This is a genomic window from Flavobacterium rakeshii (assembly GCF_009741375.1).
In the GTDB taxonomy this organism is placed as follows: Bacteria; Bacteroidota; Bacteroidia; order Flavobacteriales; family Flavobacteriaceae; genus Flavobacterium; species Flavobacterium rakeshii.
This window is the reverse complement of record NZ_WOWP01000016.1, coordinates 148,132-163,547: the sequence shown is the minus strand read 5'-3', so window position 1 is coordinate 163,547 and position 15,416 is coordinate 148,132. Positions and strand designations below refer to the sequence as shown.

14 protein-coding genes are annotated in these 15,416 nt (G+C 37.6%); 3 read left to right on the top strand and 11 right to left on the bottom strand.

Annotation, left to right across the window (positions count from 1 at the left end):
- Window positions 1–74: 74 nt before the first annotated feature.
- From GN157_RS06220 to GN157_RS06170, 11 genes are all read right to left on the bottom strand, one after another.
- Window positions 75–1,199: a tetratricopeptide repeat protein gene (locus GN157_RS06220; protein WP_197429407.1), complete on the bottom strand. Its 1,125-nt coding sequence runs from the start codon at window positions 1,197–1,199 to the stop codon at window positions 75–77.
- Between the two features lie 31 nt (window positions 1,200–1,230).
- The gene (locus GN157_RS06215) at window positions 1,231–2,811 is read right to left on the bottom strand and encodes a helix-turn-helix domain-containing protein (protein ID WP_157482229.1); all 1,581 of its coding nucleotides are present in this window, start codon (window positions 2,809–2,811) and stop codon (window positions 1,231–1,233) included.
- A 217-nt stretch (window positions 2,812–3,028) separates the two neighbouring features.
- Window positions 3,029–3,337: a rhodanese-like domain-containing protein gene (locus GN157_RS06210; protein WP_157482228.1), complete on the bottom strand. Its 309-nt coding sequence runs from the start codon at window positions 3,335–3,337 to the stop codon at window positions 3,029–3,031.
- An 8-nt stretch (window positions 3,338–3,345) separates the two neighbouring features.
- Window positions 3,346–4,737: an MBL fold metallo-hydrolase gene (locus GN157_RS06205; RefSeq protein WP_157482227.1), complete on the bottom strand. Its 1,392-nt coding sequence runs from the start codon at window positions 4,735–4,737 to the stop codon at window positions 3,346–3,348.
- A gap of 90 nt (window positions 4,738–4,827) precedes the next feature.
- A complete protein-coding gene (locus GN157_RS06200; protein WP_157482226.1) occupies window positions 4,828–5,625 on the bottom strand; it encodes a sulfite exporter TauE/SafE family protein in 798 nt (265 codons plus the stop codon).
- Between the two features lie 76 nt (window positions 5,626–5,701).
- Window positions 5,702–6,334, bottom strand: coding sequence for a Crp/Fnr family transcriptional regulator (locus tag GN157_RS06195; RefSeq protein ID WP_157482236.1), 633 nt, complete (start codon window positions 6,332–6,334; stop codon window positions 5,702–5,704).
- A 37-nt stretch (window positions 6,335–6,371) separates the two neighbouring features.
- On the bottom strand, window positions 6,372–6,785 hold the full coding sequence (locus GN157_RS06190; protein ID WP_157482225.1) for a DUF6691 family protein: 414 nt from the start codon (window positions 6,783–6,785) through the stop codon (window positions 6,372–6,374).
- Window positions 6,786–6,797: 12 nt separating this feature from the next.
- Window positions 6,798–7,355: a YeeE/YedE family protein gene (locus GN157_RS06185; protein ID WP_157482224.1), complete on the bottom strand. Its 558-nt coding sequence runs from the start codon at window positions 7,353–7,355 to the stop codon at window positions 6,798–6,800.
- Between the two features lie 133 nt (window positions 7,356–7,488).
- A complete protein-coding gene (locus tag GN157_RS06180) occupies window positions 7,489–8,397 on the bottom strand; it encodes a leucine-rich repeat domain-containing protein (RefSeq protein ID WP_197429406.1) in 909 nt (302 codons plus the stop codon).
- 67 nt (window positions 8,398–8,464) lie between these two features.
- On the bottom strand, window positions 8,465–11,008 hold the full coding sequence (locus tag GN157_RS06175; protein ID WP_157482222.1) for an alkaline phosphatase PhoX: 2,544 nt from the start codon (window positions 11,006–11,008) through the stop codon (window positions 8,465–8,467).
- Between the two features lie 170 nt (window positions 11,009–11,178).
- Window positions 11,179–13,014, bottom strand: coding sequence for a cytochrome-c peroxidase (locus GN157_RS06170; RefSeq protein WP_157482221.1), 1,836 nt, complete (start codon window positions 13,012–13,014; stop codon window positions 11,179–11,181).
- Window positions 13,015–13,255: 241 nt separating this feature from the next.
- Between GN157_RS06170 and GN157_RS06165 the strand changes: the two genes are divergently transcribed.
- The 3 genes from GN157_RS06165 to GN157_RS06155 all read left to right on the top strand — a co-directional run bounded on the left by GN157_RS06165 (window position 13,256) and on the right by GN157_RS06155 (window position 15,413).
- On the top strand, window positions 13,256–13,951 hold the full coding sequence (locus GN157_RS06165) for a sterol desaturase family protein (protein ID WP_157482220.1): 696 nt from the start codon (window positions 13,256–13,258) through the stop codon (window positions 13,949–13,951).
- A 133-nt stretch (window positions 13,952–14,084) separates the two neighbouring features.
- Window positions 14,085–14,426 carry a hypothetical protein gene (locus GN157_RS06160; RefSeq protein WP_157482219.1) on the top strand — a complete coding sequence of 114 codons (342 nt, stop codon included), beginning with the start codon at window positions 14,085–14,087 and terminating at the stop codon, window positions 14,424–14,426.
- 48 nt (window positions 14,427–14,474) lie between these two features.
- The gene (locus tag GN157_RS06155) at window positions 14,475–15,413 is read left to right on the top strand and encodes a ring-cleaving dioxygenase (protein WP_157482218.1); all 939 of its coding nucleotides are present in this window, start codon (window positions 14,475–14,477) and stop codon (window positions 15,411–15,413) included.
- Window positions 15,414–15,416 lie beyond the last annotated feature (3 nt).

Here is a 15,416-nt window from a genome sequence, read left to right as displayed (position 1 = left end):
AATTCAGTAATTTACAAAGTAAAAATAAAGAGTTAAAACATTAAAAAACAGCATTTTAACTTAAAAATAAGATTTTACAGAATACCCATCCCTTTTCGGGCTTTTTTAACCTCTTCAAACCTTAATTTAAGGTTATTTAATGATTTTTTAGCTTTTTTATGATAGCGCAAAATAACAAAAACAGCGAGTAAAATAAGTAGTATTATTATACCTGTACAGATGTAATATCTATTGGTAAGATTAGCTGTTTTTTGCTCATAATTTGCAGTAAGTTCATCTATGGAATCACTAATGGATCTTCTCTCAGATTCCTTAATGATGTATTGATTTTCCAGAAACAGTTTACGGTATTCCTTATATTTTTCCCAGTTGTTTACAGCAAGGTAATTATCGGCTAATGCCAAATAAATTCCCCTGTTCAGTATAAGGTCTCCCACGTCTTCTGCTAACTGACGTGCCTCCTCTAAAACCCCTATTGCTTTTTCATATTCTTTCTCGTGGGTATACACTTCCGAAAGTCCTTTTAATGAAAAAGCTTTTAGGCTCTTTGCATTTGTATGTTCGGCATATACTATAGAAAGTTCAAAACTCTCCTTGGCTTCCTCATAACGTTCCAATGCCAAAAAACAATAAGCCCTGTTATATAATGTTATACTGATATTAGGCTGCTCGTTAGTCGTGTTAAGTTTTTTATACTGCTCAATAGCCTTATTGAAAAACGGAATGGCCAGTTCGCAACTCAGGTCCTCTTTATAAACAAGCCCTCTAACCACATTGTTTGTTGCCCTAAGGTATATTGAGTCCTTCACCGGATTAGTATCTAAATACCTGTCATTTTCATCCAGGTATTCCATAGCTTTATCATACACCTTTAACTGCTGATAGATAACCGCAATACTATTTAAAAGATTAGCCTTTAAATTAGGTTCATCCAGTTTTTTAGAAATACTATCAGCTCTCAAACAGTATTTTAATGCCTGCTGATAGTCCCTTTTGGATGAATAAGCATTTGAGATAAGAATAAGTCCCCTTATTTTATCACCCGAACTTTTACTGGCTTCATAAATGGAGTCCCCTATTCGTATGGTCTCATCAGGGTTTTTATAAATGGTAAGTCTGTTAGCCTTTATTATACTGTCTATTTTTCGTGATTGTTGGGCAAAAGCCGATACCGCACTCATTACTATAAGTGCTAACATTATCACTACTCTTTTTAAAACAACTAACATATTAAGCTTTCTTATTATGTATTTCCTTACCCAATAAGTCTATAAAAACAGTTGGGGCAATGCCCGTAATCGATTTAAATACCGTTGCAAAACTACTGTGTGATGAAAAGCCACTCTCTTCTGCCAGGTAACTGATTTTATAATTCAGGTATTCCGGCTCGTTTTTAAGTTTCTCAATTATATAGTTAATGCGGAGCTTATTGATATAAGTATTATAATTATCGTTATAATGCTTATTAATAATCTCCGACAGGTATTTTGTATTAACATCCAGTTGGGCTGCCAGTGTTGCTAGCGACATATCCTTATTAGTAAACTTGGTTGTCCCTTCAAACTTTTTAAGGCTCGCCAGTATATTCTGTTCGGTTTCGGTAGGGATAGAGAGTTTTTTGGGCGCCATTTTCTTTACCTTATCGGTCGACTCTACCAATAGTTTATTGGTCACTTCTAAATAACCTATAATTTCTTTTAATCTTTTCTTTTGCGCCCTGTTTGAAAAATACAACAAACTACCAAATAACAGTATTAAAAATAATAATCCCAGTGCACTGTACATATATAACTTTAGAGTGTTTTCCCTTGAGGTATAGTTTATTGCCTGCTGTTCTCCTATAAGACTATAACATTCGTTCACCGAAGCGATTTCCAAATCGTATACTTTTCTATTATAGCTTAAAAATGCTTTGTTGTACAGATTATGATTCTCTTTATCATTAAGAGCAAGATAATTTAAAGCTAAAAGATTATTGATGTCCTCCAGTGCATAAATATTTTCAAGTTTTTCGGCTTTTTGAAGTGCAATTGTTAAGTTAGCAATAGACTTTGCATAATCCTTATTATGAAACTGAAGTTCTGCCTGTCCCTTTACCAGTGCAATCTCTGTAAGCCTGTTGGTTTTAGAATGATTTTTTAAATAATCATTAAGAGCCTTAACATAATAGTCATTGCTTTTTTCATATTCGTCAAGACCTTTATAAGCAATAGCTTTTACCAAATAAAATTTATCAAGGTAGGAATATGCCTTTATTTCCGGAAAATGATTTTCCTCCAGAGTGTTTAAAACATCCAAACCTTTAGCATATTCATTTTTACCGAAAAGAATAAAAGCTTTTTCAATATCCAGTTTAATTGTAATAAGCGAAGATAATGATGCCTGATCCTGATTTTCGGACAAACTGATAAGACCGGCAGCGTAATTATCAAACTGATTGTATAAACGGAGTGTTCTGGCTAAAAAGATTTGCCTGAAAAGAATCTCTGCCTTTAAGGAGTCGTTTACTTTTTCGCGATACTGATTAGCATTAAAAACATTATTAGCACATTTACTGTACTCCCCTTTAGCTCTGTAAGCATCGGCTTCTATAAGATATGCCTGAACAAATTGAGACGGAGTTTCGGCCTTTTTTAAAAGATGCTGAGTTAACTTAACACTTTCATCAGGACTGTAAAAAGAAAGTTCGATAGCCTTGTTTACAATATGCCTGTCTTTTTCCTGACAAAATAAAGTTTGGGTAAAAACCAGTAGAAGCACCGGCAGTAATACCCTTATATTATTTTTTAGCTTATTGTTTTTACGTTTCATCAATCCCAAACCCTATGATACATCATATAAATCTAATCAAAATTTTTGTAAGATTTATTAGTCGGCACAAATATACTTTTAATACAAAAGATAGCCCTATCTATTTAGTAAAATACAGGTATTATAACAACAAAAGCAAAAAAGGCAGCCTTAACAGCTGCCTTTTCAAATCAATCACAATTTAATCACAATAGTATAAAAATATAACTTAAAACTCTTATACCAGTTCTCCCTTCCAAAGGAGCAAACCTCCTGCAAGGTTTATAGTATTTTTAAACCCTAAACTTTCCATCGACTGGCAAGCCATACCACTCCTGTTTCCGCTTCTGCAATACACGTAGTAGTTTTTGTTACGATCCATTTTTTTTATCTCATCAAAAAAACGTTCTGTTTCAAAAAAGTTTATGCAAACAGCATTAGGCATAGTACCATCGGCACACTCACCCTCTGTCCTTACATCCAGTATAACCGCATTTGGATCCTGAGCTACCAGCTCTTCCCATTCATTTTGCCTTACATTTTTCATACGCTTACTTATTTAGTCACTGTTAGGTTATTGTTCTTTTTCCATTCTGCCATACCTCCCGAAAAGTTTTTGACCTTTACTCCGTTTTTATGAAGTAATGATGCCGCGATAGCGGCCCTGTCCCCACTCTGGCAGTGTATTACTACTTGTTTGTTTTTATCAATTTTATCAAGGTTATCTTTTAAAGTTCCTACAAAAAGATTCTCTGCACCTTCCACATGTCCTGTTTCATATTCGGCAGCTCCCCTTACGTCCAGCACCTGTACGTTTGGTTTACCCAAGTAGGTTTTAAACTCATCGATATCAATCACATCTGCTTTTTCAAGTTCAAAGCCAAAATCATTTACGTTATCTACAAAACCATAAATGTTATCCAGACCAATACGCATCAGTTTTCTGGTCAGGTCGTCCATTTGCGATTCATCGGCTACCAGTATAAACTGTTCGTCATAAGTAAGCATCCATCCGCACCAAGTAGCAAATGAGTTATTACCCTGTATATTTATACTCCCCGGAATAAATCCCTGAGCAAAGTCGGCCTTATTACGGGTATCTATTACTTTAATCCCTTTTTCATAAGCGTCTAAAAATTCGGCTTTAGAAAGTTTTGCATGCTTAGGCACTTCAATAAGTAATGGTCTGTCCACCTTATTAAGCTTTTTCATCATAGCAAAATACTTAGGTGGCTCGGGCTGATCGGCAAGCAGAAAATCAGTAAAACCTTTTTCGTTATCACCGAACTGGAAAGCCCAGTTTCTAATTTTTTCATATCCTACCGTAGAGCTTGGTACTGCTCCAAGAGCCTTACCACATGCCGACCCGGCCCCATGCCCCGGCCATACCTGAATATACTCCGGTAGCGAAGCAAACTTCTCTATGGATTTGTACATCTGCTTAGCTCCCGCATCCTGAGTACCTGCCAGTCCGGCTGCTTTTTCAAGCAAATCGGGTCTGCCTATATCACCTACAAAAACAAAGTCTCCGGTAAATAGCATCACAGGCTCGTTTGTAGCAGGATGATCGGTTAACAAAAAGCTGATACTCTCGGGTGTATGCCCCGGTGTATGGATAACTTCCAGTGTAAGGTTACCTACCTTAATTACATCACCGTTTTTAACCCCTACATGATCAAACTCATACTGCCAGCCTTCACCACCTTCGTCAGACAGGTACATTTTAGCACCTGTTACCTTTGCAAGTTCCCTTGACCCGGTTAGGAAATCGGCATGAATATGGGTTTCTGCAATATGGGTAATGGTCATATTGTTTTGTTTGGCAATTTCAAGATAGGTATCTATATCCCTTTTTGCATCTATTACTATTGCCTCCCCTTTTGCCTGACAGCCTATAAAGTAGCTTGCCTGGGCTAAAGTTTTATCATATACATGTTGAAAATACATAGCTTACTCTTTTATTAATTTATACTCCAAAATTACTTTAACCGTAAATAATGTGCAGTAACAAAAGTTACACAAACCATTTATTTTCAGTTACATAAAAAATTCTTTCAGCAGGATATATATACCCATTGCCAACACAAACCAACCAAACCCCTTTTTAAGGCTCTCACCCGGTATTTTTTTGGAAAGTCCTATCCCGATAAATATCCCGATAACCGACATAAGTGAAAATAATAGTAGAAACGGCCAGTTTATTTCTGCCTGACCCACATCTCCCATAAACCCTGCAAGCGATTGTATGGCAATAATGAAAAGTGAAGTTCCAACTGCCTTTTTCATGGGCATGTGAGCTATAAAAACCAAGGCCGGAATGATAAGGAATCCGCCTCCGGCACCTACCGCACCTGCTAAAACCCCTATAAACACACCCAAAACGACCAGTTTGGTATAGGAAATCTCAACATTAGCGGCAAGGGCACCGGTTTGTCCGGATCGTATCATGCGTACCGATGCTGTAAGCATTACCACAGCAAAGAGTACCATTAACAATAAAGATTTTGTTATTATAAAGGAACTGACTGAAAAAACCACATCGGGTATGGCAGGGATAACAAATGCCCTAACAAGGTATGCCGCTATTAACGACGGAATACCAAACACCCATACTATGGAAAAGTCTACATTTTTCTGAAAAGCGTTTCTAAGTCCCCCAACAAGTGCCGTACTCCCTACTACAAATAAAGAATAGGCTGTTGCTAATACCGGGTTTACCGTAAGTATATAAACCAGTATAGGCACTGTTAATATTGAGCCTCCGCTCCCTATTAATCCCAGAGAAACCCCTACTAAAAGGGCCAAAAAATAGCCTGAAACCATTGTTACATCCATAAGTGTATGCTTTAATAATTTCAGGCTAAATTAGTGCTCAGTTAAGAGCCTTGCAGTAACAAAAGTTACACTGCGGTTATTTATTTAAAAGAACAATATTATTTCTGTTCAGTTTGATTTTACCCTCATTCTCAAAAGCTTTTAAAAGCCTTGAAACCACCACTCTTGAGGTATTAAGCTCATATGCGATTTCCTGATGGGTATTGTTTATAATGTCAGAATTGTTCACCTTAGCTTTTTCATTAAGGTAGTTAAGCAAACGCTCATCCATTTTCATAAAGGCAAGGTTATCTACCGCATTAAGCATTTCACTAAGGCGTTTATTATAACTTGTAAATACAAAGTTGCGCCAGCTTTTATACTTGCCCAGCCATTCTTCCATTTTATTTACCGGAATCATGGCAAGGGAGCCACTGTTTTCGGCAATCGCCCTTATTTCGCTTCGGGTATCTCCCATACAACAGGCAAGCGTCATGGCACAGGTATCACCTTTTTCAAGAAAGTAAAGCAATAAATCGCCCTCATCCCTGTCTTCCCTTAATATTTTGATGGCACCTGTAAGCAATAAAGGCATCCTTCGTATGTATTCCCCAATATCTATAAGTTTATCCCCCTCTTCAAACTCTACAAGGGTAGATACTTCTGCAATTTCTTTTATCAATGCTTCCTCAAATACCGACCCATAGGCCTGTTTTATCAGCTCTTCCATGTTTAATTCCATAAGGTTGATTGGTTAAATATACGAATTAATGTGGCAGCTTATTCTTAATTAGTCCGTATACCCAAGTACCTGCAATGGCTCCTCCTATAACAATAAGTATAGGATAAAAACCGGCTCCTGCCAGTACAAACATAGGCCCCGGGCAGGCACCAGCCAACGCCCAGCCTAACCCAAAAAGGATTCCGCCAAACATATATCTAGAAAAACTCCTGTCTTTAGGCGGAATCATTATAGGGTTGCCAGACATATCTTTCAATCTCTTTCTTTTAATAAGCTGAATCAATAGTACTCCCAGCACTAATGCCGAGCCTATTATTCCATACATATGGAACGATTTGAACTGGAACATCTCATAAATACGAAACCATGAAGCGGCTTCTGATTTAAACATTACTATCCCGAAAAATGTTCCTACAACTAAAAAAACTATATTTCTCATACTCTTATGCCTTTAAAAAATTAATGGGAATAACAGGTGAACCATAATTAGTCCGCCTACAAAAAAGCCTACCACAGCTATTAGTGAAGGTAACTGAAGATTACTTAACCCCGAGATTGCATGACCCGAAGTACAGCCACCGGCATAACGTGCTCCAAAACCTACCAAAAACCCTCCAATAATAAGTATTGCTATTGTTTTTACCGAAGTGAAAGCACCATCACCAAAAAGCTCTGTAGGCACATAGGTTTTACCTGCACTATCAAAACCCAGTGAATGCAGTTGGGTTATCACCTCATCATTAAGCTGAGGCACCTGATTAACCGACAGGAAATTGAAAGCTATAAAGCCTCCTAAAACAGCACCAACCATAATAAGAAGGTTCCATTTTTGTGATCGCCAGTCAAAACAAAAGAAATCACAGGTACTACCGGCACCACACATGGTACACAACGTACGCAGGTTAGACGACATCCCAAAATTCTTTCCTAAAAATAAAAGTAACGCCATTGTTAGCGTAATTAACGGTCCGGCCACATACCACGGCCACGGTTCTAAAATCCAATCCATCGTTTGTTCTTTTTTATGCAAAAAAACAAAATGGATATAAGCCCGTCAGTAGCTTTTGTTACATAACAAAAAAAGCAGCTCAAAAAGCCGCTTTTTTAACGTAAAATAGTATACACCTATTTAAGATAACCTATCAGAAATAGACTTTGCAGTTGGGTAATGCCTTTTTAATCCTTTCTTTTTCCGAATTACTTATGGGATTACCGTTAAGTAGAAGTGTTTTAAGTTCCGTTAGGTTTTCAATTCCTTCCGGTAATGTTTTTAATTTATTGTTAGCAAGCGATAAAAGCCTTAATTCTTTAAGGTTAGTAATACCTTGCGGCAATACTTCCAGTTTATTATTGGCAAGCATTAAAGTACGTAGCTTTTTTTGTTTCTCTATTTCCTGAGCAAGGTAACTAATACTGTTAGATTCCATATTCAGTATCTCGAGATTAGGAAAATTTAGCCAACTCCCGTCAAACTCATGAAACTGATTGAATCCCAACTGTAGGTTTTTCAGTTTTTTAAGTTTCGTGATATTTTGCGGCAGGTAGCTTAACTGGTTATTATCGAGCTCAAGCACCTCAAGATCTTTACAATTCCCTATTCCCTCTGGTATGGAGATAAGTAAATTAAACGAAAGATGCAGGTATTGCAGTTTAGTGAGTGCTTTTATTTCCTGCGGAAGGTAAGATATGCTGTTATCTGAAAAATCAATACGTATAAGCTTTTTAAGATTAGCTATATCCTCCGGCACATACTTAATACCATTAAGTTTAAAGTTAAGTACTTCCAGCTCAGTAAGGGTAAAAATTTCCTTATCCCAGTACTCTAAATTATTCCTCATAAGATTTAAAAACTCTAAATGCTTTAGTTTGCTTAAATCTTTTGGTACATAAAACAGCTTTTGGTCCCTTAAGTTTAACTGTTTTGCCTTTTTATCAGCCAGAGCCTCTTTAACACTATAATAAACAGGTATGTTAATAGGATCGGCATATTGTGCTTTTGCTGCAAAACTGCCGGCTATAAAAAGTAACGCTGCTAAAAATCTTCCTTTCATGTGTGTAAAACTGAAAAAAAGGACCGGCAGCATTTTGCCGGTCCTGTATTATGTTGTGAAAAAAGTATTAGTTTACTTTTATCATTTTGTAAGTACCTGTTTTCTCACCAACTGTAACATTGATGATAAATACCTGCTCACCATTAAGCTGAGTAAGGTTTAGGTCAATTTTTTGAGTTCCGCCAAGAGACTGAGTCTCTTTTACAACTACTTTTCTTCCAAGCATATCATATACTTCAACAAGTACATTGTTACCAGCCTCATCGTTAAGCTCTAAAGTAACCTGACCTTTTGTTGGGTTAGGATAAAGGCTAACAATACCTTTAAGCTGATTTGGAGTATCTATACCTAAAGCTTCTTCTACAATAATGTACTCTTCTTTAAGTTCTGCCTCACTGTCACCAGCTACGTTAGTAGATACAAGAGTTACATTGTAAGTACCAGCCTCAGCATAAGTTACTACCGGGCTAGCATCTGTAGATGTAGCAGGCTCACCACCTTCAAATGTCCACATCCACGAAGTTGGGTTGTTTGTACTAAGGTCAGTAAAGGTTACTACTTCACCTTCTTCAACAGTTACTTCGTTAGCAGAGAAATCTGCAACAGGAGCCTGGATACCAAGCTGAGATCTGTTAGCAATAACTACCGAAGCAGAAGCATTAAAGTTTACTTCACCAAAAGTAGCATCAACCTGAGCTGTATTACCATTATCAGGATGCTGTACAGAGAAGAAACCATATTTAAAATCAGGAGTAAATGTTAAACCTGTTGGCTCAGAACCTGCAGGCATAGAAGAGTGTAGTAACACCTGTGGAGCTCCCTGAGAGTGGTTAGGACGGATTACCCATATGTAGTTTAATCCACCATCCTGAAGTACCCAAAGGTTACCTTTATCATCAAAAGTAAGGTTATCATTACCATCACCCCATTGTTCTGTAACAACTCCGTTTGCAGTTTCGATTTCATAAGACATACCTCCTACAAAAGTTTCAAAATCAGAAACAGTCTCACCGTTATCTGTAAAACGGTATACACGATCTAAACCTTTTGCAGTAAAATAAATTTTACCGTCAATAGGGCTTATTTCACAGTCTTCAACACCTGAAAAAGCTGTTCCGCCTGCAGTAGCAGCGTTTGCTGTTAAGTTATTTCTGTCTTCAGCTGTTTCATTAGCAACTTCAATCCATGTAGCAGTACTTGAAGTAGGTTCATTACTTGAAAGACCGGTATCTAAAGAAAGTACATATACAGTACCTGAAGTAAGATCACCAGGAGTATCGGCAACAAACTTGTAAACACAGTTTGTACCACCATCTTCACCATAGTAAGCAGTAGTTCCATCGGCAGAAACCACAACGTTCTCATGGTTCATTCTACCCATAGCCCAAAGTTTTTCCTGCTTATTATTACCATAGTCTTTTACAGCTGCAGTTACAGGATCAATTTCTACTAACCATCCCACATCCTGGTATCCGTCAGAGTTAGCATCACCACCGGAAGTGTTTTCTTCAGCAGTTATGATAGTTCCCCATGGAGTAACACCACCCGAACAGTTTCTGATAGTAGTTACAAGGTCGTCATTTTGGAATTCAACCGGTTGAGAGTTATCAATAACCCAAAGGTTAGTATCAGTATCAAGGTGCATATCTACAATAGATACACCACCAGGGTTGTTTTCGTGGTTTACCGAAAGGTAACCTTGCTCACTGCTACCTTCAATAGCAATATAACCTGTAAAATCGTGGTTACCCGGTACGTTACCTGAACCATCCATATAAGCATCTCCCTGTTTAAATAATAACTGGAATTTGTGCTCTGTAGGTATAATTAAGTTTGTAGTTTGAGCAGTTGGATCAATAGAAGTAAAACAACCTATGTGACCTTCTTCACAAACAAATTCAGCCGGAGCATCTTTAATATACATATCAAAACCAAGGTCAGAACTCTGTCCGTCACGGTTGTGCATTTCAACAGCGATTCTGTTTACACCTTCGTTAAAGATAGTTTTTGAAAGGTGGAATACCTGGAATCTTTTCTCATCGGCACCATCAACGATACCAGACGAATGAGTAAGGTAGTTAACATCACCTGCAGGCATGTTATCTCTTATTACCTCAACACCGTTAACATATACGATAACACCATCATCTCTTCTGATACCGAATTCTACCATATCAGCAACTTCAGCAAGAGTAACGTTTAAGTCTCTTACAAAGTAACTTGTAATGTATTTATTACCTGAATCAGGACCGTAAGAAATTACAGTTTTAGTAGCATCTCCATATCCTAGTGGTCCCTGACCTGTAGCCCACGCAGAAACATCATAAGTAGTCTCTGCCCATGTTGTAGCATCAAGGCTTGTACCTAAGTCAAAATAAGCCCACTCTGAATCTTTAGAAAGAGGGTAGTTTGCAGGCGTTAAAGGAGGTAGCATAGCAGCAGCTTTTACAGCTGTAGATTTTTTAGCAGCAACTTCTTTTTTAGCCGGAGTTGCCTTAGCTTCGGGTGCAGAAGCCGGGGCTGTCGCAGAGATAGGCTCTACATTAAAGCTGATTACTGCAAAACTCCATAGAGAGAACAGTAAACAAAGGGAAAGTAAACTTTTTTTCATTCTGTTTATATAGTTTTTGTTTTTACCCTACAAAACTACCTTCAGCATGTTTCCTTTACCTCAATTCACCTTTAAGGTTCATTTAAACTAGTGTTACCTAGTTTAAAAAACAATTAACAATAAAATGAAATTAAGCAACTATGTTTATTTAATGTAAACTTCAACCATGTCTATCTGACTGATGACAAATCAGTAAGCGATTTCAGGAAAGCAATAAGGTCGCTTTTCTCTTCATCGGTTAGATTTAAAGCATCAGGCGAGAGGGTTTGATTGCTTACTCCAAGCCCTACTCCTTCTCCGCCTCCGTTATCATAAAAGTCGATAACTTCTTCAAGAGTACTGTAAGCCCCGTTATGAAAATAAGGCCCTGTAACCTCTATATTCCTTATGGTTGTGGTTTTAAACGAACGCTCAAATATCCAAGCCTGTTCTGATTGTATTTTGTTATCATTCCTCCCCATATCCATATCCAGTCTTGGTGCTTTTTTTGGATCATCCAGCACACCCAGTATCTCACTTTCGTTCTCGTTATAAAAAGGAGGCACAAGTCCGCTAAAGGTTGGCATAAAGTGGCAGGTAGCACAGTTTGCTTTTCCGGCAAACAGGTTAAAACCTCTTTTTACCTCAGCAGGTATATCTGCCTGTTCTCCCCTTATGTATTTATCAAACTGACTACTAAACGACTGTAGTGACATTACATAAGAAACCAAAGCCTTTGAGAAATTTTCTCTCGTTACAGCATCTTTACCAAATACAGCTTTAAACTTATCAGCATAAGTCTCGTCAGCTTTAAGCTTACTAAGAATATCACTGTAAGCGGTATTGAATTCGTCATGATTAAAAATAACGTGTTCTGCCTGCTGTTCAAGGCTAAACGCCCTAAGGTCATAAAAATACCTATCCGCATACACTGCGTTTAATAATGTTGGAGCATTACGTAAAACTGTTTTTCCCTGTATGTTGCTTAGTGATTTCGGAACACCGTCGGTAAAACCCTTATCAGGATTATGGCAGCTTGCACAGCTTAATTTTCCTTCGTTACTAACTATAGGGTCATAAAACAATGTTTTACCCAGCTCCCTAAGCTCTTTACTATCGTCTCCCTTTTTAAGTTCGGTAAAATAGTACGGGTTTAAAAAATCGGCTGCAAAAATTGAAGTACTCTCAGGGTTCCAGCCCGATGTATACTTAAGGTAATCAGGGTTAACAGCACCTTCCAGTTCTCCCAGTTTTTTATACAAAGGGTCTACAAATGACTTAAGAAAAGTAAGTCTGTCAAAATCTTCAAAAGAAACCGGATTATTCAAATAAGCTATTGCCTCTTCAAACAAGTGTATCACCTCATTTTTAGCTACAGTATTACCATTGTAGTTATCTTTAAAAAAAGTAAGCATGCCCTGAAAAGATGATTGCACCTCTTCCAGCCCGTTTAACGACCCCGGAGTATCAAAACCAGTTACTCCCATACTGAAATCCCTAATAAGCTGCTGCCTCATGGCAGTAACATTATACTGGTTATTGAATTCCTGACCGGTAATGCTGCTATATAAAACAGCATATTTCATCCTTATGGTTTTTGATAATGATGCTATCTGGTTTCTTTCTGCCTCTGCCTCATCAGAGAAAACAAGTTCATCCAAAACCTGCAATCCTTCAGGACTAACAACTTTTGGCATTGTACCTTCTTTTTCAATATGCATTAACGGTGCTCCGTTAATGTGGCTCTTTATATATTCGGCATAGTAAAAGGCTAAAAAGAACTCAACCTTTTTGTAAGATAAACGGGTGTTTTTTACAGCTAATTGTACCGAATCCAGACTGGTTTTACCATACCTGAAATCATTTGTGGTTTTATCAAGCTTTTCTAACGAAAGGTTAAACTGCGAAAAATAATTGCTTAATACCTCCGGAGGTGCCGAGCCGGTATTTCGGGTAAATGAAATAATGGTAAATGAACCTGCCAGTACCACTACAGCTGCAACAATTTTTTTATAGGAACCTATCATCTCTTAAAAATACTTTATTCAAAAAGCAAACTTACTTAGCCCAACACCTATACACATTACCGACAGATTAAGAAATGATTAAACTAAAACCAAAAACAGTTACAGAAACAAGGGTTTTCAACAGGTAACTGTTTACAAACAGGGGCTTTTTTACCTTTTTTAGAGTAAAACAAACTGATAAATTTAGTAACTTGTGTGTTGAAAGTTCATTTATCATCAATCCATCAAAAAAATCACAACCATGTCTGAATCAACCAAAATAAGACGCCCAAGACCAAAACATAAAGGCAGTGCCACGCTGTTTAAAAATCCGGTACTGGAAAAACTAACACGTACTCACATTGCCATGCCTCTTAGTATTTTCACTATTATATCGGCTTTACTAATATATTATGGTATAATTGAAAAAGGGTTTACCACTCCGCAAATCATATTATTATTCTTTGCCGGGATGTTTGTTTTCACCTTTATAGAGTATATAGTACACCGTTACCTTTATCATATTAAGGAAGGAGATCATAACCATGAGGTTACTACCGAAAGCTTTAGCTATAAAGTACACGGGGTACACCATGACTACCCTAAAGACAAACAAAGGCTTGCTATGCCTCCTATTATTGCACTTGTACTGGCTACCTTTTTCTTCCTTGTATACAGAGCCATGATGGGCGATTATGTTTTTGGGTTCCTTGCCGGTTTCCTTATGGGCTATACTATTTATTTATGTATCCATTACAGCGTACATATTTTTACGGTACCTAACAACTTCCTTAAAACACTATGGCATCACCATGCCGTACACCATTACAGGCAGCCAGACAAAGCCTTTGGGGTATCTTCTCCGCTTTGGGATTATATTTTCGGCACCATGCCTAACTTTATCAATCAGGAAAAGGAAACGACCAAATCAGGTGAGTTTATAGACGACCGAAAATAATTACTACATACAACATTATACAAAAGGCAGCCAAATGGCTGCTTTTTGCATTTATATACTTTCTTGTCCCAGTTCAATGCACAGGGTAACTGTTTAACGGAACTTCGTAATGTAAAATCAAAGCAGCATTACAATGGAAACGATAAACATATTATATATAGGAAAACACCCTGAAATTATGGAAACGGTTGTAAGGCTCATTAATAAAAATGAACTATGGACCGGATTAGGAACTACCGATGAAAACGAGGCTGTAGCCCTATTTAAAAACAACAGTATTTGCCTTGTATTGTTAGGATGCGGAATTGACGAACAAACCGAAATTTCACTAAGGTTATTTTTTACACAACACAACCCTAAAACAAAAATCATTCAGCATTATGGCGGGGGAAGCGGATTATTATATAATGAAATTCAGGCAGCTTTAAACAATGACCCTGAGATAATTAACTTCTTGTCCCAGTTCAATGCATAACTTTTAAACCAATTGTAATTTTACATAACAATTAAAAAAACATATATCATGGAAAATAAAATATTAGGCTTACACCATATCACTGCGATAGCAGGAGACGCTAAACGTAATTTTGACTTTTATTCTAAAGTTCTTGGTTTACGCTTCATTAAAAAAACCGTAAACTTTGACGACCCGGGCACTTACCACTTTTATTTTGGAGACGAAATAGGCAGTGCAGGTACTATATTAACCTTCTTCCCTTGGGGAGCAGGTATACCACAGGGCCGAAGAGGTTCGGGTATGGCAACAGAGATTGGTTACTCCGTTCCTAAAGGCAGCCTTGAAAAATGGGTAGAACGCTTTGAAAAATACAATGTAATTTATAATAAACCTGCCGAAAGGTTTGGGGAAAGGTATTTAACCTTCATTGATCCTGACGGATTAAAACTGGAACTTATAGAATCGGCCACTCCAGATAATCGTAAACCATGGGAGACCGACGAGGTTAAAGCAGACATTGCTACCAGAGGATTCCACAACGTGACACTTACCTTAAACAACATGACAGGCACAGCCGCTGTATTAACCGAAATATTTGGTTACAAACTGGTAAGTCAGGATGTTAACCGCTACCGTTTTGTTACCAATGCTGTAGAGAACGCTGCTATAGTTGACATTGTTGAACTGAAAGAAGAAAAACGCGGACATGTGGCAAACGGTACTGTTCACCATGTTGCCTTTAGGGTAAAAGACGATGAAACCTTAATGAAATTCAGGGAGAAAGTATTTGCTGCCGGGCTTAACATTACCCCGCAAATAGACCGTAACTACTTCCACTCTTTATACTTTAGAGAACCGGGTGGAGTGCTATTTGAAATTGCTACCGATAACCCTGGCTTTACAGTAGATGAAAAACTGGAAGACTTAGGTAAAGGCCTTAAGTTACCGAAACAATATGAATCACGCAGAAGTGAACTTGAAGCTCATTTAGCACCTATTAACTAATAC

What these genes read in the sequence shown, in the direction of transcription:
- GN157_RS06215 (WP_157482229.1), bottom strand. Translation starts at nt 2,811, where the DNA reads ATGAAACGTAAAAACAATAAGCTAAAAAATAATATAAGGGTATTACTG.
- GN157_RS06180 (WP_197429406.1), bottom strand. Translation starts at nt 8,397, where the DNA reads ATGAAAGGAAGATTTTTAGCAGCGTTACTTTTTATAGCCGGCAGTTTT.
- GN157_RS06200 (WP_157482226.1), bottom strand. Translation starts at nt 5,625, where the DNA reads ATGGATGTAACAATGGTTTCAGGCTATTTTTTGGCCCTTTTAGTAGGG.
- GN157_RS06195 (WP_157482236.1), bottom strand. Translation starts at nt 6,334, where the DNA reads ATGGAAGAGCTGATAAAACAGGCCTATGGGTCGGTATTTGAGGAAGCA.
- GN157_RS06210 (WP_157482228.1), bottom strand. Translation starts at nt 3,337, where the DNA reads ATGAAAAATGTAAGGCAAAATGAATGGGAAGAGCTGGTAGCTCAGGAT.
- GN157_RS06190 (WP_157482225.1), bottom strand. Translation starts at nt 6,785, where the DNA reads ATGAGAAATATAGTTTTTTTAGTTGTAGGAACATTTTTCGGGATAGTA.
- GN157_RS06155 (WP_157482218.1), top strand. Translation starts at nt 14,475, where the DNA reads ATGGAAAATAAAATATTAGGCTTACACCATATCACTGCGATAGCAGGA.
- GN157_RS06170 (WP_157482221.1), bottom strand. Translation starts at nt 13,014, where the DNA reads ATGATAGGTTCCTATAAAAAAATTGTTGCAGCTGTAGTGGTACTGGCA.
- GN157_RS06160 (WP_157482219.1), top strand. Translation starts at nt 14,085, where the DNA reads ATGGAAACGATAAACATATTATATATAGGAAAACACCCTGAAATTATG.
- GN157_RS06220 (WP_197429407.1), bottom strand. Translation starts at nt 1,199, where the DNA reads ATGTTAGCACTTATAGTAATGAGTGCGGTATCGGCTTTTGCCCAACAA.
- GN157_RS06175 (WP_157482222.1), bottom strand. Translation starts at nt 11,008, where the DNA reads ATGAAAAAAAGTTTACTTTCCCTTTGTTTACTGTTCTCTCTATGGAGT.
- GN157_RS06185 (WP_157482224.1), bottom strand. Translation starts at nt 7,355, where the DNA reads ATGGATTGGATTTTAGAACCGTGGCCGTGGTATGTGGCCGGACCGTTA.
- GN157_RS06205 (WP_157482227.1), bottom strand. Translation starts at nt 4,737, where the DNA reads ATGTATTTTCAACATGTATATGATAAAACTTTAGCCCAGGCAAGCTAC.
- GN157_RS06165 (WP_157482220.1), top strand. Translation starts at nt 13,256, where the DNA reads ATGTCTGAATCAACCAAAATAAGACGCCCAAGACCAAAACATAAAGGC.